This window comes from Glutamicibacter sp. TV12E (genome assembly GCF_052441935.1).
GTDB lineage: Bacteria > Actinomycetota > Actinomycetes > Actinomycetales > Micrococcaceae > Glutamicibacter.
In genome coordinates this window covers 2,913,832-2,930,398 of sequence record NZ_JBQVVF010000001.1, presented here as the reverse complement: position 1 = coordinate 2,930,398, position 16,567 = coordinate 2,913,832, and the positions used below count along the sequence as shown (strand labels likewise).

The 16,567-nt window shown below is 59.4% G+C and carries 21 protein-coding genes and 1 tRNA gene; 5 read left to right on the top strand and 17 right to left on the bottom strand.

Annotated elements, in window-relative coordinates; translation table 11 throughout:
• Positions 1-15: 15 nt before the first annotated feature.
• Both ACT7DV_RS14005 and polA read right to left on the bottom strand, forming a co-directional pair.
• Positions 16-915 (bottom strand): polysaccharide deacetylase family protein, encoded by a 900-nt coding sequence (locus ACT7DV_RS14005; protein WP_444663445.1) that lies wholly within the window; start codon positions 913-915, stop codon positions 16-18.
• 85 nt (positions 916-1,000) lie between these two features.
• Positions 1,001-3,613: a DNA polymerase I gene (polA, locus tag ACT7DV_RS14000; protein WP_444664858.1), complete on the bottom strand. Its 2,613-nt coding sequence runs from the start codon at positions 3,611-3,613 to the stop codon at positions 1,001-1,003.
• 85 nt (positions 3,614-3,698) lie between these two features.
• On the opposite strand from polA, the gene ACT7DV_RS13995 reads away from it, so the two are divergent.
• Complete coding sequence (locus tag ACT7DV_RS13995; protein WP_444663443.1) at positions 3,699-4,184, top strand: hotdog fold thioesterase; 486 nt, start codon at positions 3,699-3,701, stop codon at positions 4,182-4,184.
• 20 nt (positions 4,185-4,204) lie between these two features.
• Here the strand turns inward: ACT7DV_RS13995 and ACT7DV_RS13990 are convergent, their stop codons facing one another.
• From ACT7DV_RS13990 to ACT7DV_RS13975, 4 genes are all read right to left on the bottom strand, one after another.
• The gene (locus ACT7DV_RS13990; protein ID WP_444663442.1) at positions 4,205-4,750 is read right to left on the bottom strand and encodes a dihydrofolate reductase family protein; all 546 of its coding nucleotides are present in this window, start codon (positions 4,748-4,750) and stop codon (positions 4,205-4,207) included.
• Between the two features lie 88 nt (positions 4,751-4,838).
• A complete protein-coding gene (locus tag ACT7DV_RS13985) occupies positions 4,839-5,087 on the bottom strand; it encodes a hypothetical protein (protein ID WP_444663440.1) in 249 nt (82 codons plus the stop codon).
• On the bottom strand, positions 5,084-6,316 hold the full coding sequence (locus ACT7DV_RS13980) for an inorganic phosphate transporter (protein ID WP_060701879.1): 1,233 nt from the start codon (positions 6,314-6,316) through the stop codon (positions 5,084-5,086). Before ACT7DV_RS13980 ends, ACT7DV_RS13985 begins: the two co-directional genes overlap by 4 nt.
• Before the next feature lie 304 nt (positions 6,317-6,620).
• Entirely contained in the window at positions 6,621-7,238 is a 618-nt protein-coding gene (locus ACT7DV_RS13975; protein WP_060701880.1) for an ANTAR domain-containing response regulator, read from the bottom strand.
• 188 nt (positions 7,239-7,426) lie between these two features.
• Between ACT7DV_RS13975 and ACT7DV_RS13970 the strand changes: the two genes are divergently transcribed.
• The 3 genes from ACT7DV_RS13970 (at position 7,427) to ACT7DV_RS13960 (ending at position 9,213) form a co-directional block, all read left to right on the top strand.
• Positions 7,427-7,508 (top strand) — tRNA-Leu (locus tag ACT7DV_RS13970).
• 152 nt (positions 7,509-7,660) lie between these two features.
• Complete coding sequence (locus ACT7DV_RS13965; RefSeq protein WP_444663438.1) at positions 7,661-8,767, top strand: tyrosine-type recombinase/integrase; 1,107 nt, start codon at positions 7,661-7,663, stop codon at positions 8,765-8,767.
• Between the two features lie 86 nt (positions 8,768-8,853).
• Positions 8,854-9,213, top strand: a complete 360-nt coding sequence (locus ACT7DV_RS13960) for a hypothetical protein (RefSeq protein WP_444663437.1) — start codon at positions 8,854-8,856, stop codon at positions 9,211-9,213.
• Positions 9,214-9,251: 38 nt separating this feature from the next.
• Here ACT7DV_RS13960 and ACT7DV_RS13955 read toward each other — a convergent pair whose 3' ends face one another.
• Both ACT7DV_RS13955 and ACT7DV_RS13950 read right to left on the bottom strand, forming a co-directional pair.
• Positions 9,252-9,401 (bottom strand): hypothetical protein, encoded by a 150-nt coding sequence (locus tag ACT7DV_RS13955; protein WP_444663435.1) that lies wholly within the window; start codon positions 9,399-9,401, stop codon positions 9,252-9,254.
• A 10-nt stretch (positions 9,402-9,411) separates the two neighbouring features.
• Entirely contained in the window at positions 9,412-9,813 is a 402-nt protein-coding gene (locus ACT7DV_RS13950) for a hypothetical protein (RefSeq protein ID WP_444663433.1), read from the bottom strand.
• Between the two features lie 320 nt (positions 9,814-10,133).
• On the opposite strand from ACT7DV_RS13950, the gene ACT7DV_RS13945 reads away from it, so the two are divergent.
• Complete coding sequence (locus ACT7DV_RS13945; RefSeq protein WP_444663431.1) at positions 10,134-10,493, top strand: hypothetical protein; 360 nt, start codon at positions 10,134-10,136, stop codon at positions 10,491-10,493.
• A gap of 128 nt (positions 10,494-10,621) precedes the next feature.
• Here ACT7DV_RS13945 and ACT7DV_RS13940 read toward each other — a convergent pair whose 3' ends face one another.
• The 9 genes from ACT7DV_RS13940 to ACT7DV_RS13900 form a co-directional block, all read right to left on the bottom strand.
• Positions 10,622-10,951, bottom strand: a complete 330-nt coding sequence (locus ACT7DV_RS13940; protein ID WP_444663430.1) for a hypothetical protein — start codon at positions 10,949-10,951, stop codon at positions 10,622-10,624.
• A gap of 2 nt (positions 10,952-10,953) precedes the next feature.
• Positions 10,954-11,988: a peptidoglycan recognition protein family protein gene (locus ACT7DV_RS13935; RefSeq protein WP_444663428.1), complete on the bottom strand. Its 1,035-nt coding sequence runs from the start codon at positions 11,986-11,988 to the stop codon at positions 10,954-10,956.
• Entirely contained in the window at positions 11,988-12,116 is a 129-nt protein-coding gene (locus ACT7DV_RS13930) for a hypothetical protein (protein WP_444663426.1), read from the bottom strand. Before ACT7DV_RS13930 ends, ACT7DV_RS13935 begins: the two co-directional genes overlap by 1 nt.
• A gap of 72 nt (positions 12,117-12,188) precedes the next feature.
• Positions 12,189-13,292 carry a hypothetical protein gene (locus ACT7DV_RS13925; RefSeq protein WP_444663424.1) on the bottom strand — a complete coding sequence of 368 codons (1,104 nt, stop codon included), beginning with the start codon at positions 13,290-13,292 and terminating at the stop codon, positions 12,189-12,191.
• The gene (locus tag ACT7DV_RS13920) at positions 13,292-14,437 is read right to left on the bottom strand and encodes a baseplate J/gp47 family protein (protein WP_444663423.1); all 1,146 of its coding nucleotides are present in this window, start codon (positions 14,435-14,437) and stop codon (positions 13,292-13,294) included. Before ACT7DV_RS13920 ends, ACT7DV_RS13925 begins: the two co-directional genes overlap by 1 nt.
• Positions 14,434-14,790: a hypothetical protein gene (locus ACT7DV_RS13915; protein WP_444663421.1), complete on the bottom strand. Its 357-nt coding sequence runs from the start codon at positions 14,788-14,790 to the stop codon at positions 14,434-14,436. The genes ACT7DV_RS13920 and ACT7DV_RS13915 overlap by 4 nt, the downstream gene beginning before the upstream one ends.
• Complete coding sequence (locus ACT7DV_RS13910) at positions 14,787-15,140, bottom strand: hypothetical protein (protein ID WP_444663419.1); 354 nt, start codon at positions 15,138-15,140, stop codon at positions 14,787-14,789. Before ACT7DV_RS13910 ends, ACT7DV_RS13915 begins: the two co-directional genes overlap by 4 nt.
• Positions 15,137-15,811: a hypothetical protein gene (locus tag ACT7DV_RS13905; protein WP_444663417.1), complete on the bottom strand. Its 675-nt coding sequence runs from the start codon at positions 15,809-15,811 to the stop codon at positions 15,137-15,139. The genes ACT7DV_RS13910 and ACT7DV_RS13905 overlap by 4 nt, the downstream gene beginning before the upstream one ends.
• Positions 15,812-15,878: 67 nt before the next feature.
• Positions 15,879-16,565, bottom strand: coding sequence for a hypothetical protein (locus ACT7DV_RS13900; protein WP_444663415.1), 687 nt, complete (start codon positions 16,563-16,565; stop codon positions 15,879-15,881).
• Between the last annotated feature and the right edge of the window lie 2 nt (positions 16,566-16,567).

Genomic DNA, 16,567 nt, shown 5'->3' with positions numbered 1-16,567 from the left:
GCGCAAGGGGCCCAATCACCAGGCTTCGGAGAGGGTGATGAAGCGGAGTCCGGACTCCAGGGCCGGCCCCAGCCCGAGCGCCATGCCTTCGGCCGTGCCTGAAGCCGGCTGGTTGAAGTGCCCGATGCCTACGTCCCCGGCACTCAACTGGCGGACCTGAGCGGCCACAGTCTGCGCACCGAAGGTCGCTCCGGCATCCAGATTGACGGTGAAATTCATTGGAACCACGCCCAGCTCCCGGCACATCACCGCACCGGCTTCGTCCATGTGCGCGGTACCGGAACGGAAGAATTTCGCGACGATTCCGAACTGGTCGGCCAGGTACCGCTGGTTTCCCATCACCTCGTCGTAGGCCTGGCCAATCGAACCCGTGCCGCCGATACCGTAGGCTGACTGCCCCAAGGTGGCCAGCGGGGCATGGCTGGTTCCGTGGTTGGCGATCTCGAACAACTTCTCGTCGACCAGCTCAGCCAGCAGACGCGCATTGGCGCGAGCCCAGCGTTGGTTGACGAACAATGTCGCGGGCACCTTCCTGGCACGCAATACGTCCAGCAGCGCTTCATCCACCCCGGAGCCCTTCGGTCCCCCACAGGCATCGAAGGTCAACGCCGCGGCGCCATCGGCCCGAGGCAATCGAAGCTCGATGCCTGGGATGTCCAGACCGAACTGGCCCGCCGGAACGCCTTCGAACTTCGCCACGGCCTGGCTCCGGCTCAGGTACACCGCTTGGGGGCTGGCCGAAGCCAGAGGCGACGCAGCCGCATCGGGCACGGGGCCGGCCGGCGCCGACGCTGCCGCTGAACCGGCTCGGCCCACCGGATCGCCTGCGCTGCAACCGGCGATCAGCCCGGTCGCTAGCGCCCCCAGGCCCAGGCTGCCGGCTTTCAGCACCCGACGGCGCGTGTAGTGCTCCATGTTCTTTTCTTTCGTCGAACCCGCGTGATCATGCGGCAAGGGCAGGATCACCTCTCGATGCTCCTGCCCTTGCCGATTGCTGTGCCTAGTGCGCTGCGTCGTGCCAGGTCCGGCCGATGCCCGGCTGGACATCCAGTGGAACCAACAGGTCCGCGGCTTGACCCATTTCGCGGGTTACCAATTCCTGCACCTGCTCCAGTTCACCGGCGGCAACTTCCAGAATCAATTCGTCATGGACCTGCAACAGCATCCGCGACTTGAATTGTCCTGCAGCCAGCCCCTCGGCAATCTTGAGCATGGCCACTTTGACCAGATCCGCCGCAGAGCCCTGGATCGGGGCGTTCAATGCGGCACGCTCGGCAATATCGCGAAGCCGGCGATCCGAGCTGTTCAGCTCCGGCAGGTAGCGGCGGCGTCCGAAGATCGTCTCGGTGTAGCCGTCCTTGCGGGCCTGGTCCACCACCGAGCGCAGGTAGGTGCGCACGGCGCCGAAGCGGTCGAAGTAGTCCTTCATCAGCTTGCGGGCTTCGTCAACACCGATCTTCAGCTGCTTTGACAGGCCAAAGCTGCTCAGGCCATAGGCCAAGCCATAGCTCATCGCCTTCACCTTGGAACGCATTTCCGAGGTGACTTCTTCCGGCGCCACGTTGAACACGCGTGAACCGACATAGCGGTGCAGGTCCTCGCCGTTCTGGTAGGCCTCGATCAGGCCCTCGTCCTCGGACAGGTGCGCCATGATGCGCATTTCAATCTGCGAATAGTCAACGGTCAGCAGGCTCTCGTAGCCCTCTCCCACCATGAACACGTCGCGGATCCGCCGGCCCTCTTCCGAACGCACCGGGATGTTCTGCAGGTTCGGGTTCAGGCTCGAAAGCCGGCCGGTGGCCGCCACGGTCTGCGCATAGGTCGTGTGGATGCGGCCGTCGCTGTGGGTTGCCTTGAGCAAGCCGTCGACGGTTTGGCGCAGCTTGATCGCGTCGCGGTATGCCATCAGCGCCACCAGGAAGGGGTGCCCGGTTTTGACCAGGAGATCTTGCAGCGACTCGGCGTCAGTGGTGAAGCCGGTCTTGATCTTCTTGGTGCGCGGCAGATCCAGTTCCTCGAACAATACGACCTGCAGCTGCTTGGGGCTTGAAAGATTCACCTCATGGCCGATCGCGGCGAACGCATCGTTGGTCGCCTGATCCACCTGGGTGGTGAAATGCGCGCGCAACTCATTCAGCCGGTCCACGTCCACTGCCACGCCGGCGCGTTCCATCTCGAAGAGCACCGGAATCAGCGGCAGCTCCATTTGCGCCGCCAGCACATCCGCGTGCTTTTCGGCCAGCTTGGTGGCCAGATAGGCGGAGAGGTCATGAATAGCCTGCGCCTGGGCCAGGGCCGGTTCGGCAAGATCCGAGGTGAGCCCCAGGTCCAGTTCGCCCTTTTTCGCTTCATGCACCGGCACCGCGTACTTCAGGTGGTACTGCACCACATCAACCAGGTCGTGGCTTCGGCGATCAGGCTGGATCAGGTAGGCGCTAATCAGCGTGTCGTCCCGGATGCCCGCAACTTCCAAACCGCGTTCGATCAGCAGGTGCATGGCCGCTTTGGCATCGTGGAAGATCTTTGGAGCGTTCTCATCGGCCAGGAACTGCGCCAGCACGCCCTCTGCGGCTTCATCCAGCTGAGCCAAGTCCAGCCAGGCGGCCTGGTCACCGCGGTAGAGCGCAAGACCCACTGCTTCCCCATCAACCACCGCCGGCTGCAGGGCGATTGGTGCACCCTTGCCGGCGTCGATGAAGCCACGCAGGCCCTCGGCATTGTCGGTGACCACCCTGGTGAAGGCCGCAACCTCCGGCGCGACCTCTTCTTCCTGGGCAGCAAAGAGGTCAAAAAGCCGCTTGCGCAGGGTATTGAATTCCAGCGCGTCGAACAGGTTCTCGATCTCTTCGCGGTTCGGCGCCACCAGTTCCATCTCTTCGAGGGTCACTGGAAGATCAAGATCGTGCTTGAGCTGGTTCAGGCGGCGGTTGCGCGTCACGTTGTCCACGTGCTCGCGCAGCGACTCGCCCACCTTGCCCTTGATCGCATCAATGTTCTCCAGGATGCCGGCCAGATCACCATACTGGTTGATCCATTTAGCTGCCGTCTTCGGGCCAACCCCCGGCACGCCGGGCAGGTTGTCTGCGGTTTCGCCAACCAGCGCGGCAAGGTCCGAGTAGCGTTCGGGGCGAACGAAATATTTCGCTTCCACGGCCGCAGCGTCCATCGGCGGAATGTCGCTGATGCCCTTCTTCGGGTAGAGCACCAGGGTCTTTTCGGTGATCAGCTGGAAGGCGTCTCGGTCTCCGGACACCACCAGCACATCGAATCCGGCATTTTCGCCCTTGGTAGCCAGCGTGGCAAGGATGTCGTCAGCTTCGAAGCTTTCCAGGGTGATCGACGGAATATTCATCGCCTTCATCACTTCCTGGATGAGGTCTATCTGCCCGTAGAACTCTTCGGGGGTTTTATTCCGGCCACCCTTGTATTCGGTGTACTCCAACGAGCGGAAAGTCGGGGTATCCAAGTCGAAGGCCACGGCAACGTGCGTAGGCTTCTGCTGCCGGATCATCGTAAGCAGCATCGACACGAATCCGTGCACCGCGTTGGTGTGCTGTCCGGTGCTTGTTGCGAAATTCTCCGCGGGCAACGCATAAAACGCGCGGAACGCCATGGAATGTCCGTCAATAATCAGCAGTCTGTTGTCCGACGAGGGTGTCAGTTTGGTAGTTTCGCTCACACCTGAAAGCCTAGTGGCCATGAACGAGAATTTCACTCCTCAACCCACGCAATCTTCGGCACATCCCTTCGCCGACCAGCTGGCCCGGCACGGCGTTCCGGAATCCATCTGGCCCTATCTCGCCCACAATGGCGTCGGCGAACTCGTTGAGAAGCTGCAGATTGTCTTCACCGAATTCAGCCCTCAAAGGCTGAGCGCCACCATGCCGGTGGCTGGAAACACCCAGGTGTACGGGATCCTGCACGGAGGGGCTTCGGCAGCACTGGCGGAAACGCTCGGTTCGATGGCCGCGGCGCTGCATGGGGCAGGAACCTCGCAGCCAGTGGGCGTTGATCTGAACATCACGCATCACAAGGCGGGGCGCTCCGGGATGGTCACGGCCCAGTGCATGCCGGTGCATTTGGGCGCGCGCAGCACATGCCATGAAATTATCATCAGCAACGATGCGGGCCAGCGGATCGCCACGGCGCGCATCACCAACATGCTCTTGCCGCTCGACCGCTAATTGCCGAGCCAGCGAGGCCGCTAGTCGACCGAGTAGCGGGACAGGAAGATGTCGCCACCCAGATCCGTGACGCTCAGCGACGAGAGCTGGGTGCTTATGCCGCGCCCGAAAATGCTGGTCCCTTCCCCGAGCACCACCGGCACGGTCACCACGATCAGTTCATCGAGAATTTTCGCTTCGACGAAACCGCCGGCCACATCCGCCCCGCCGACGATCCACACGTCACCGGCGCCAGCGCTGCGCGCAATATCCCGGCTCCAGAAGCCGAATTCGCCGCGAATGAAGGTCAGATCGGTACCGGGAAGTGTCGGCAGTTCGTGGTGGGTGAAGACCCAGACAGGCTTATTCCCGAACTTCCACTCCATCCGGCCTTCGGCGACTTCGCGGGCGATATCGGCGTAGGTTTTCCCGCCAATCACGACCGCGCCGACGCTTTCGAAGAACTGGTCAAAATGCTTTTTCACACCCGGTTGCTGGGCGAACGTGGTGAACCAATGCGCATCTTTGCTGCCATCTGCGATAAAACCATCAACGGAGGCACCCACGTAGTACTTGAAGCTTGTCATGGCTCCAGTCTAGGGGTGCCTCCGTTGAAGGCAATATCAAGTTGTTTTTACCAGCCAAACGCCCAAAGGCGGACGACCGGTTTCTGCGCTAGTGGCTTGAGGAGAAACCCAGAATGGCTTCGCTCAGCTGCGGCACGATCAGCACGACGCCGAAGGCGACGATCAGGCCGGCAACAGTGAAGCAGGCGTACGCTGCGCTCTTGCTCAGGCTCGTGCTGCGCCCTTCGTCCTTGGCCACGGCCAAAAGGCGCACCCCGAACGAATATGCGGCGACGATCAGCATTGCCGAAATCCACGTGACAATGGCAACGATCCCAAAGGAGGCCCAATCGATCATGAGTTATCAGCTTCCTTCTGCACTGCAGCAAGCTTGGCCTGCTGCGCTTCCGCTTTGGCCTTGGCACGGCGCTGCTTCTTGGTCAAGATGTTCACCGCTGCGCCGGAGTTGTCAATGTCGGACATGGTCGTCTCGGCACCGTGAGGCTGCTTGCGGGACACGAACCAGATGGTCAGCATTGCCGCCAAGCCCAGGATCGCGACGATCACCACGCCCGGGGTGCCCAGATGGGTTATCCATGCGGCCAGACCGCCGACGATCGCTGCAGCCGGCAAGGTGAAGAGCCAGCCAAGGGCAATGCGCCCGGCAGTCCCCCAGCGAACCTCGCCGCCCTTGCGGCCCAATCCGGAACCGATGACAGAGCCGGAAGCCACCTGGGTGGTCGACAATGCGAAGCCCAGGTGCGAGGAAGCCAAGATGGCTGAAGCGGTGGAAACCTCCGCGGCGAAACCCTGTGCCGGTTTTACATCGGTCAGGCCCGAACCCATGGTCTGGATGATGCGCCAGCCACCGGTGTAGGTACCCAGGGCGATCGCAAAAGCACAAGCGGCCACTACCCACAGGTGCACGCCGGAGTCGGATTCCTGCAGCCCCGAGGCTACAAGGGTCAGGGTGATGATGCCCATGGTCTTCTGCGCATCGTTGGTACCGTGCGAGAGCGCCACCAGCGAGGAGGAGAAAATCTGTCCGTAGCGGAAGCCGCCGCGCTTAGGCGAGGCGCCGCTTTGCCGCTTGGTGATGGCGTAGGCCAGCTTGGTGCATAGGTAGGCGGAGACGCCAGCGATAATCGGCGCGCAAATGGCCGGGAGCAAGACCTTGGAGAGCAGCACGCCATAGTTCACTGAGGCGAGACCGGCACCGACAATAGCTGCACCGACCAGGCCTCCGAACAGTGCGTGGGAGGAGCTCGATGGCAGGCCCAGCAGCCAGGTCAGAAGATTCCAGATCACCGCCCCCATCAGGCCCGCGAAGATCATGGCCGGGCCGATGGCCACGCCGGTGGTGGGGTCTTCGTTGATGATGCCGCCAGAGATGGTCTTTGCTACCTCGGTGGAGAGGAAAGCGCCGACGAGGTTCAAAATTGCGGCGAGGGCAACTGCCTTCTTGGGGGAAATTGCACCGGTTGCGATCGGGGTGGCCATCGCATTGGCCGTGTCATGAAAACCGTTGGTGAAGTCGAAAAACAACGCCAAGGCGATGACCAGGACGACGATTAGCGTCAAATCCATTTAGTACCAGCCTGAAGGGTCGAACGGCAAGGGAAAGTGTGCGGGCTTCGAATTAAGATCCCCTGCGAAAATCAGTGTCGTGCAGGACTTGGTTCCAAGCGCAGTTTCAATCTTAGGCGTACTGGGCTGTTCGTCAATCCAGGCCGTCAACCAGCATCTGGCAAAATTTGGATTAACTTTGAACATCACAGCAGGGCCTGCAGCCTTGTGACCGCTGCGCCACACTGGGGTGACATGGAAAATGTGCGTCAAAACATAGGGTGTCATGACGCACATCTTCAGCAGCGGAACGAGCCGTTGTTGCTTACTTGACCTGATCGACCACGGTTTCGGCTACCTGTCGCATGCTCAGACGGCGGTCCATGGAGGTCTTCTGGATCCAGCGGAACGCTTCTGGCTCGGTCAGCCCCATCTTCGTGATCAACAGGCTCTTGGCACGATCAACCAGCTTGCGGGTTTCGAACTGCTCAGCCAGGTTGCTGACTTCTTCTTCCAGGGCACGCAGCTCATCATTTCGCGAGATGGCGATCTCGATGGCCGGAGTCAAATCGCCCGGGGTGAAAGGCTTCACCACGTAGGCCATGGCGCCGGCTTCGCGGGCCCGCTCTACCAGTTCCTTCTGGCTGAACGCGGTCAGCAGCACCACCGGGGCAATGCGCTCCTTGACGATCGCCTCGGCGGCGGTAATGCCATCCATCACCGGCATCTTCACGTCCATGAGCACCAGATCCGGCTTGAGCTCGCGGGCCTTGTCCAAAGCAGCTTGCCCGTTATCGGCCTCGGCGACAACCTCATAGCCTTCGGATCGCAGGATTTCGACAATATCCAGGCGGATCAGGGTTTCATCCTCGGCAACGAGAACACGACGTGGGGTGGACTGCACCTCGGATGGAATTCGGGTGATTTCGGGTAGTTCGCTCATTGGCGTCTTCCTCCATGGTCAAAAATCCTGTCCGTGCGAGGGACAGCAAATAGATGGTTTCCGATAGCGAAGCCACGTTGCCTCGGTTTCACATACAAGCCTACTTGCATGTACTCTGGTTCAGGCGAAGACGCGAGGATCCTGATTAGGAATTCTGGAAAACCTCTAGTAAAGTAGTCAAAGTGCCAGCCCAAGTGGCGGAATCGGTAGACGCGCCGCACTCAAAATGCGGTATCGAAAGATGTGTGGGTTCGAGTCCCACCTTGGGCACAGATTGAACCCCGGGAAACCGGGGTTTTTTCATACCCATGTTGACGCCAACAGCAAAAATGTTGACAAGCGTTGACACGGAACCAGGGAATAACCACCCCTTTACCTGCTCTCACCAAGCAGTCGATAACTGAAAAGGACACCCGAACACCATGGCCTCCATCCGCCATATCCAGCGCGCCGACGGCACCACTGCATTCAAAGTCATCTGGCGCGAAGCTGAAACCAAGAAGCAAACCAGCTTCACCACCGACTCGGACACCGAAGCGGAACTCATCAAGCGCCTGCTCGACGCGAACGGCCAATCATTCACGCTCGCAAACAAAGCAATGCAGGACATACAATCCCAGACTCCAACGGTCACCAAGCTCGTGACCATGTACCTGGACGAGAAAACCGGCATCGAGCCCGGCACCAAGCACACCTACGAGGTCATGCTCACTCGGCACATTGCACCAACTATTGGCCCAAGAAAATCCGGGACGATTGAACGCAAGGATCTGGTGCGCTGGTTCGAGCAGCTGAAGCTCGCTCCCAAGTCCAAGAAGAACGTCCACGCGTTCCTCTCCACTGTGTTCAACTGGGCCATAGAGCGGAACCTCATGGAGGAAAACCCGGCACGGGGAATCAGCTCGCCGAAGGCTTCCTTGAAGTACCGCGGTGCGACCTTTCTCACAAGAGAGCAATTCGAGATTTTTTGTGACCATTTCGACCCTGGATATGAGGTCTTCTTGCGAACTCTCGTCAACTCGGGCATGCGCTTCGGTGAAGCCACTGCGCTCGATAAGGTTGACTTTGCACGCCAGCCTACCGGGCACTATGTGATCGACGTGAACAAGTCATGGAAACGGACGCCGCACGGATTCGTTCTCGGCTCCCCTAAGACCGTGGCCGGCGTCCGCCAGGTGACACTCCCCTTGTCTATGACGCCTCTGCTCGACGAGCATCTCCGTCCGCTCAAGTCCCGTGACCTCGTGTTCCAGCACCCGAACGGTGGACGGCTATCCAGTGGGATTTTCTATGCCCGCTACTGGCGCCCAGCGATTGAGGCCGCAAATGCGCCAGAATTAACCGAGCAGCTTCTCGCCGAACCGCGGCTGCACGATCTTCGGCATACGCACGTTTCGTGGCTAATTGCAGCCAAAGTGCCACTGCCGGTTATTTCCAAGCGGCTCGGGCACTCGTCGATCAGCACGACCGTCGACGTCTACGGGCACCTCACAAACGATGCCGACTTGAAAGCAGCTGACGCTTTATAGAGAGCTAAACTGGCGCTTCCTGACAGTAGACTGAATGAAATCGCCACACCATGAAATATCTAATACGGAATTCCTACGGAGGAAAAATGAAGAAGATTCTCGCCGTCAGCGCCGTAGCTCTCATAGTTCTCACCGGTTGTTCAAAGAGCGATCCAGAGGCGGGCAAAGATGAAGCACGTATTGCCTGCAATCAAAACATCTCAGAGAAGGCCCCGGGCAACGGAATAAGAACTTGGGACGGTGAGTCTTCTACCGAGGAAGTTGTTGTGGATGCTTCCGACCTAGTAGGTCCCACGGGTGCCGCGGATAGAGTCTGGCAAGTTCGCGGGACAATTCCCGCTGGTTTAGCGCCGTGGAAGAGCAGCGAAGTTCTGTATCAGTGCAATGTCCACGTTACCGACGATGGCGAGGTTGTTGAGGTCAGAGACGCTCGAATTTATAGCTAGCCCAGATAGCCCCGAACCGCTCTCGGTTCGGGGCTTTCTTATACGTCGCGGTCGACTCTGATGTTGAGCCGCTGGGCACCTTCAGGCACGAGGTCGAACGCTTTGTCACGTGCAGTCTCGTAGTCCGCGTCGACGGCTGACGTGGTGCCATTTTCGCCATTTAGCTCGTAGGTTATGAGTACTTCCACGTGGAGAATTCTAGCCGAGTCCGTCGCGCTCCTCGAATCGCCTGGGTCGCTTCATGCTGCGCACACGGTCGTAAAGAACGTCGGTCGCCTGCAGGGTCCAGGCTGCGTCGACTGGCCTATAGTCGATCGCCGCGTCCTGCTCGCGCTGCCATTCTGGGGAGACGAACTCCAAGTGGTAAGGCGCGTCCACGCTCCGGATTCTTCGGCACCGCCTTATGGAGACCCAGGACGTGAACCAGTGCTGGGGGGATCCGCTCTTGTATGTGATCAGCGGGTACTTCACCTGCACCATGTCGCCGCACCAGGCAACTGCCGTGCCGGCCACAGTGCCCCCGTCTACCTGCACCTCCAAAAAAGGGCGGGCGTACAGATCGTAGGACCGAACGAGCTGTGGGTCAGGAACGAACTTCACGCACACATCCTACCGACAACACCATATTTTCATTCGCATCGATCAAAAGATCGGTGCACCTCTCGACAACCACCCGACGAATATATATGGTGGAAGTTCGCGTCACTAGGGGCAGCATTGGCCACACGCGGACGAGGGCAAGCGATCAACTCCACCTTGGCCTCATACCTACTCGCAGAAATTGCCCATTCACCGAGCAAGAAATGTAGGAAACAATGCCAGGACGCTACGCACGATCAAACACGGCCACGAGAGTTTCAGAATTCATCGGAACTAGAAGCGGACGACGCTTTCTACGAGAGCATTCCTGGGAAGAGGGAATGCCAATTGTTATCTCGCAGCCACAAGAATTTCTCACCCATGTCATGGGTCTTGTCGCAACTCAGAACGACACTGCTTTGGTCGCATTCATTGAGCCCACCACCGACGAGCTGCTGTTCATCTACGTTTCGCTGCCCAACAAGAATCTTGCGGTAGTGCAGACGGAATCGCCACGACAGACCATCCTCGACTTTTACCGCACCGTCAACAGCACATTTGCTCGAACGTTCCGGGTCAAGGGATGGAAGCACAGCGCCATAGCCCACGCCATCAGCACATGCGACCGGCACCCTGACCCCCATGACGTTTTGCGAGGATTCCAGCGCAGTCAACCGATGCCACAGGAAACCGCGATTTAACACAAAGAACCGCCCCGCCCTCATTCGAGGGTGGGGCGGTCTACGCATATGCCAGACCCCGGCATTGTCCGGTCTGCCGGGGCCCAGCGTTGGGAGGTCACGAGGCCGCCTTCCCTCGGCACGATTTTCTACTTCTTGCGGGTATGCCCGTCGTAGCCAGGGAAGGAACCGCCGGCTGCTTTGGTAGATGCTGCCGGGCTCGCCTTGGAATAAGAGTCAGGCGACTTCGCATAACCTAGCAGCCAGCCGAACTTTGGGCTGACGTACGTTTCAACGAGCCGCACGAGCACGTAAAAGACCGTGGTCAGCAAGAGCGTGAGCAACGCGGCCAGAGCCTTTTCAAATTCCGGATCCACCGTGACGTTCACGGCGGTGAACCATCCAAGCACCGCGCCGACAACAATCGGCACGATGGTGCGGACGGTCGACGCCCAGAGGGTGAATGCTGCTTCTTTCATGATTATCGTCCGTTCTGAGTGTTGATCCAGAGCTCGAAGCTTTCCCAGCTCATGTCCTTGAAGATTCCGTCGATCTTGCCGCGGTAGAACTTCTTGCCCCGCTTGCCCAGGGCATCAGCCAGGAAACGCTGCAGCTCGACGTAGAACCAGAAGCCGGCCTTGCGGTCGACCTTCAGTGGAGTGCCCTTGCGGACGCCCTTTGCCGTGAACGGCGTGACCTTGTAGTAACCCTGTGCGCGGAGCATGCGCATAGTGTCAGCGACAGTGCGGCCGGCTAACTTACCGTCCCATCGCTGGTTGTCCCGGCGCCCGGTGGCATGAAGCAGGATCTGCAGCGCACCGATGGTCAGCGCGTCTGGCTTCTTGTTGATCGCCAGATCTTCGAAGTCCTTCGGGAAAGTGGTGCTGCCGTTGGGAGGATTCTTCTTGGACTGCACCAGCGCAGCAGGCTTCGCTTCCGGCCGCGATGGCTTCGGCTTAGGCTTGGGCTTTGCCGGCTTCTGGCCGTTGATGATCGCCTGCACCTGTGCACGCATGCTCGACATTGGATAGCCGTTGATGTCGATCTTGCGTCCCTTTGGCAGCGCATACTCGGAGTGGCCGCACACCCAACTGGCGTTGGACTCGTCGATAGCATCAAGCAGTCCGGCGCAGAGCTTTGGATAGGCTTCGCGCTGAGCTTCAGTCCAGTCGTTCCCGTCCGCGGCTTCCGCCTCGATCCCGAAGAAGTCGCTGTTGCCTGAGCCGGACTTCCAGACACCGCGGCCACCGTGGTTTGCGCGACCTGCAGCGACAACCACAGCGACACCGCGGCGGTCGAGGTAGACGTTGCACAGAGGGCCGGGCAAACCTGGCCGCCCGTGGGTGACAACGTTCAGCGAGGGACGACCTTCTGTACCGCGTGGACCTGCGGTCCAGTGGCAAGTTACGCCCTTGGGGGTGAAGCTGCTCGAACCACGTGTGGACCAGCCCTTCACATATTCGACTTTGAGGCCGCGCGCTTGGAGCTTCTTGACGAGGTTAGTTATGCGGGGCATCAGTCATCGCCCTCTTCGTCGCCTTCGCCAGCGCACAGGGTCACGGGCTCGTCGTCGGTTGCATGGTCGGCCATTCCGCCGTGCTGGTCGCGGTCCCAGTCCAGTTCGTTGTCGTTCTCGGCACTCATGAAAAGCACCCTCCTTTGTGGTTGGATTCCACTAGGAGGGTGCTATTTTTCCGGTGCTGCTTGTGGGAGGGACTACTCGAACGTTCTCCCCAGCACATCCATCTCAGACCATTTCGTGGCCTTCGATTCAAGGTCATCCCATGTTGCTCCTACAGCGGCTTCCCACTGGTCCCAGGTCGGCAGTCCATCCATGATTTCAAGGACATGCCCGGCAGGCAGCATCCTGGTCTCCCTGAGCTTTCGACCAAGCCAAGCAAGATCCTGCCCGGGGAAGTCCTCTTTCGCGACGTAAATGCGGATAGTCCAAGGGTCTGAAGGATGAGGTTGTATCGAGATGCGCCCCTGCCTCTTGTCCGGCATTTGCAGGCTGGTGATCATATCGAACAAATGCTGCCGGCTCCCCAACGCGCGCCGCTTCCCCTGGAGCATTTCCTTGAGGAATGTCCGAAGCGTGAATCTATCCGAATTCAGGGACAGGGCGTTGAAGCCCGTCATCTGCCCCAGCCATCGAAGCGCATGATCTGGCACTGTGTCCGGGTTCGTGTACTTCCCGGCCCAAAGGTCGTCGGACACTTGCCGGTACTCCCCCGCGATGCGCCCGACGCCATCCATGAACTTCAGCATCGGATAGTTTGTTGCGCGTGGAGCGCCCCCGCCAGGAAGGTGTTCCAGCAGGTAGCGGCTCGGGCCGATGCTGATAGCGTATGGCGTTGGTAGCATGCCGGTCGTGGGTTGGGCGGCGAGTGACTTGCTGATGCAGGCCAGTTGCACCATGCCGTCTTTGGGCGGGTAGAACTCATACTCGACATACCCGTCGGACACGATGTTGTCGATTTCGCGAATGAAACTCGGGCTTGTACCGCCATTGCGCGGTGACAGGTAGATTCCTAGCTGGTTCTCGCCCGCAATGGCGGGCTTCTTGTACCAGATTTGCAAGAAATACTTGCGCCCTGGCTGCGCAAATATGTCGGTGCGGTTATAGAAACGGTATCCGTCCTCGTATTCGAGAACTGTCCATCCCGATTCAGGTGTGAACAGGAACGGTTCGGGAATTGCCCCCTCCCATTTCGGCAGGATCGGGTTGCGCTGCTGTTCATCGAGAACCTGATATTGCGCGGGCAATGTTTCGAACCAGCCGATGGTCCATGGGTCGACGTTTGCGGGATAGTCGCGCATCAGTTGCTCACCGTCACTGTGATGGTGCCGGCGCGGGCCAAGGGTGCGTCTCCTGTGAGCGCGATATCAGCAGGAGTGGAATCCAGTGCCGTGATTTCAGGCAGGCCGATGACACGGGCGGTGATCTGGTTCTTGTCCACCTTGGAGACCCATTCCCACGTGGCTGGGCTGAGCCACTCGGTCAGCGCACTGATAACCGCTGCTTTGGCCTCCTCCACCGTTGAGTTCAGAGAACGTTTCACGGTTACCGCGATGTTCACTGGCGTGTAAGTCGGAGCGATGAGATGCACCTGCAGCGAGGCCAGGGCTTGCCGGTTGATCACTTCTTGGAGGTCTGCGAGGACTTCCGCGTTGAGCGGTTCGCCGAACTGGTCGGCCACGGCTACCGTCACATGGCCGGGCGCCGGAGTTTTCGGCGTCCCAGACGGGTTATAGATGTCCAAGGTCATGGCTCTTCCGACGCGTGGGTCCATGAGCATCGCTGCAGTGAAATTGTCGGGAATCACCAGAGAATTGCTCATGCGTGACAGCGCTGCAGACGCACGGGAGCGGAATGATTCGTCGGATTCTTCGCTCTCGCCCCCGTAGGTGGCCTGCGAAATCGTCACTTCGTCCACGAGGATGTTCGTGTCCACCAGTTCAAGCACCGTGCCGACTGGGATGCCGTTGCCTTCGATACCAGAATCTTCCGCTTCAATAGCGGCGTATCCGAACAGTGTTTCGGCGGTGACGATCGTCGCGTCCTCCGTGGTAAGGAAATCGACAGTCTCGTCCGTCTCCTCAATCTCGTAGCGCACACGGGTGCCCGCGGGAATGACGGTGAGCGGTTCAGTGCCATTGACCTGGAAGCAGATCTGGCCCTCGGTGTTGAACCCGTCATGCCGCGTGACCCCATACAGGCCCATGAGTTGTTCGGTGACTTCTTCCCCCACAGATTGCAGGGCGAGCGCTTCAACACCGAGAATGAGCGCCAAGGACTCCAGCAGGACTACTTCGGTGCTGGAATCCCTCGGCGTCCACTCAGGCAAAGCATTTTGGGCGTGCTGGATCGCAGTAGAGACCAGATCTTGTTCACCTCCGAACTCCAAGAGGTTCAGGGACTCGAGTTCAGGAATGTCCTGGGGCTCTGAAAATTCTGTCGTCATACTTCCTCATCCTCTTCCTCATCGCCAAGGATTGGCTCTTCCTCTCGTTCCCACTCGACAACGGCGGCGGCGACCACGTCTGAGACGGGTTCGATCCGCACGTCTGAGATTGTCACGTCATCGAATCCGATCTCGGCGAGGTTCGTTGCCAGGTCGGAGTGGATCGCCACCTCGTCTATGCCAAGGCCTGCTGGGTCGGTGATTCCGAAACTGGCAGCAAGGGGACGCTCGCCTTGCTGGGTGTAGAGGGCAGCGGCGATCGCATCGTTGACTTCTTGGTCAGAGCCGTAATCGGCAGTGGAGACGCTGCCGGTCAGGTCCAAGCGGAATGGGAATCGAATTGCGCCGCTCACAGGTCCTCCCGGATATCGTGCGGTATTTCGTCCTCGCTGATGTGGTATCGCGTCACCCAGGCGCGAACAACGTTGACGAGACGCCAGTATTTGGAAGTGACTAAGTCAAGTTTCTTGACCTTGTCTGTCAACCGGTCGACTTCGGATCTCAACGCCTCTACGGTGGTTTTTAGAACCTCAAAATCCAACTTCTTCTTCTCGAGTTCTGTGTCGTTCAGCTCTGCGACAAGCTGGATCTTGTTCTGGTCCTTAGCGTTCTTCCGCCCCATCCAATGCCCTAGTGCGCCTGCGAGTGCCGCCAACAGCCCCACGATCACTGCTCCTAGAAAAGCCAGCATCTCATTGCTCATACGAACGCCATCCACCGAAGCGACAACGCGGCAGTGCGCGACGTGGCCACAGACAGCGTCGCAGCGTACCTGGTTGCCGTTTCAGTGATGACACTGGAAAACCACCCTGGGTTCGACTGCCCGTCCACCGTTGCAATGATGGTCGGGATCGTTGGAAACGCGCTCACCGGAAACGTTAGGCTGGCTGTCGCCTTATTCGGCCACTGGCCTTGCGAAGAACTCGCTACAGGAACAGCAGTCGTAGCAGTCCCGGTCAGCACTGCTGAGAGACCGATGGCGTCAAGCTTGGCTTTGTCCGCTGCCGCCAGCGCTCCCGGTACAGCACTGGTAGCGAGCACGAGCTTGTGCACGTGGTCTGCCCGAGCCGACCGAACAGATGTTCCTTCGGAGTTCGAGCCGCCGACCGCAACGTCTTTGGGTGTTGCACCACCGAACGGCGCGTATTCGGTCCATTCCGTGCCCGTATTCAGATAGAGCCGGTTGGTCACGTCATCAAACCAGAATCGGATTCCACTGGCCGGGGCCGGCCTATCCGCCACAGGGCCCTTACGAAAACCGGGCAATGCATTCAGCAGGTCGACCATAGCGTTGTGGCCAGCTCGTCCCGGAATAGGATCGGTGCCGGCACCATATTTCACCAGCCCATGTGGTGACGAGTTTTCAATAGCCATGCGCCAAGAATGCCCACCAGCTCGGTTACCGTGTGGGAACTGCGTTCCCAGCGCATCAAGAGTAGTCCTACGTCATCGGGACGGCTGGCACCCCTGGAAGCGAAGCAGGCCAAGGATCCGAAGTGTGCCACGTCCATTGACCGACGATATCCGAATACTGATCCATCGGAGCCTCCTGGTCATAGACTCCGTAGATGTTTCCGTTGGATATCTGCACGAGAACGCTTCGCGCATCCAAGCGTATGAACGCCGACGTGGAGATGAGCGTAGTTGTGGATGGCTTGAATCCCGACGGAAGTGCATATTTCAAGCTGTTGCCGCCGTCCTTAGCCAGATTCAACATCAGAGTGACGCTGTTGCCCTCGCGATACAGCCACACAGTGGAGTACGACGGGGCACCCACCATACCGCCATCCCACAGAGCCCTGATATCACGTACCCCGGTACTCGATAGAAGCGAGATGTTCCCCGCGGGATCAGATAGCGCAACTCGTGTGCCCACCGAGCGGTCCACGCTGAGCAGGTCACTCCCCGCACTCGCATCGGCAGACTCGGGTATTGCCACCATATTCTGGCGTGTCCCCCCGAGGAGAACCACCAAGACTGTCGCCCCGGCTTCCGTATTCCCGTGCACGGGCATCGGGCCAACCGGCGCTGCCCCCAGCAGCTTGGGAACAACAACCCACACCGAGCCATCGTCGAGCACCCGGGAAACGGTGCCCCGCCAAATCTGTCCCGCAGATTGAACGGTCATGC

Coding starts and splice junctions, on each gene's coding strand:
- ACT7DV_RS13995 (WP_444663443.1), top strand. CDS start 3,699: ATGAACGAGAATTTCACTCCTCAACCCACGCAATCTTCGGCACATCCC.
- ACT7DV_RS13980 (WP_060701879.1), bottom strand. CDS start 6,316: ATGGATTTGACGCTAATCGTCGTCCTGGTCATCGCCTTGGCGTTGTTT.
- ACT7DV_RS13900 (WP_444663415.1), bottom strand. CDS start 16,565: ATGACCGTTCAATCTGCGGGACAGATTTGGCGGGGCACCGTTTCCCGG.
- ACT7DV_RS13935 (WP_444663428.1), bottom strand. CDS start 11,988: ATGCCCCGCATAACTAACCTCGTCAAGAAGCTCCAAGCGCGCGGCCTC.
- ACT7DV_RS13940 (WP_444663430.1), bottom strand. CDS start 10,951: ATGAAAGAAGCAGCATTCACCCTCTGGGCGTCGACCGTCCGCACCATC.
- ACT7DV_RS14005 (WP_444663445.1), bottom strand. CDS start 915: ATGGAGCACTACACGCGCCGTCGGGTGCTGAAAGCCGGCAGCCTGGGC.
- ACT7DV_RS13930 (WP_444663426.1), bottom strand. CDS start 12,116: ATGAGTGCCGAGAACGACAACGAACTGGACTGGGACCGCGACCAGCAC.
- ACT7DV_RS13925 (WP_444663424.1), bottom strand. CDS start 13,292: ATGCGCGACTATCCCGCAAACGTCGACCCATGGACCATCGGCTGGTTC.
- ACT7DV_RS13945 (WP_444663431.1), top strand. CDS start 10,134: ATGCCAATTGTTATCTCGCAGCCACAAGAATTTCTCACCCATGTCATG.
- ACT7DV_RS13985 (WP_444663440.1), bottom strand. CDS start 5,087: ATGATCGATTGGGCCTCCTTTGGGATCGTTGCCATTGTCACGTGGATT.
- ACT7DV_RS13910 (WP_444663419.1), bottom strand. CDS start 15,140: ATGAGCAATGAGATGCTGGCTTTTCTAGGAGCAGTGATCGTGGGGCTG.
- ACT7DV_RS13960 (WP_444663437.1), top strand. CDS start 8,854: ATGAAGAAGATTCTCGCCGTCAGCGCCGTAGCTCTCATAGTTCTCACC.
- ACT7DV_RS13920 (WP_444663423.1), bottom strand. CDS start 14,437: ATGACGACAGAATTTTCAGAGCCCCAGGACATTCCTGAACTCGAGTCC.
- ACT7DV_RS13905 (WP_444663417.1), bottom strand. CDS start 15,811: ATGGCTATTGAAAACTCGTCACCACATGGGCTGGTGAAATATGGTGCC.
- ACT7DV_RS13990 (WP_444663442.1), bottom strand. CDS start 4,750: ATGACAAGCTTCAAGTACTACGTGGGTGCCTCCGTTGATGGTTTTATC.
- polA (WP_444664858.1), bottom strand. CDS start 3,613: ATGGCGTTCCGCGCGTTTTATGCGTTGCCCGCGGAGAATTTCGCAACA.
- ACT7DV_RS13965 (WP_444663438.1), top strand. CDS start 7,661: ATGGCCTCCATCCGCCATATCCAGCGCGCCGACGGCACCACTGCATTC.
- ACT7DV_RS13975 (WP_060701880.1), bottom strand. CDS start 7,238: ATGAGCGAACTACCCGAAATCACCCGAATTCCATCCGAGGTGCAGTCC.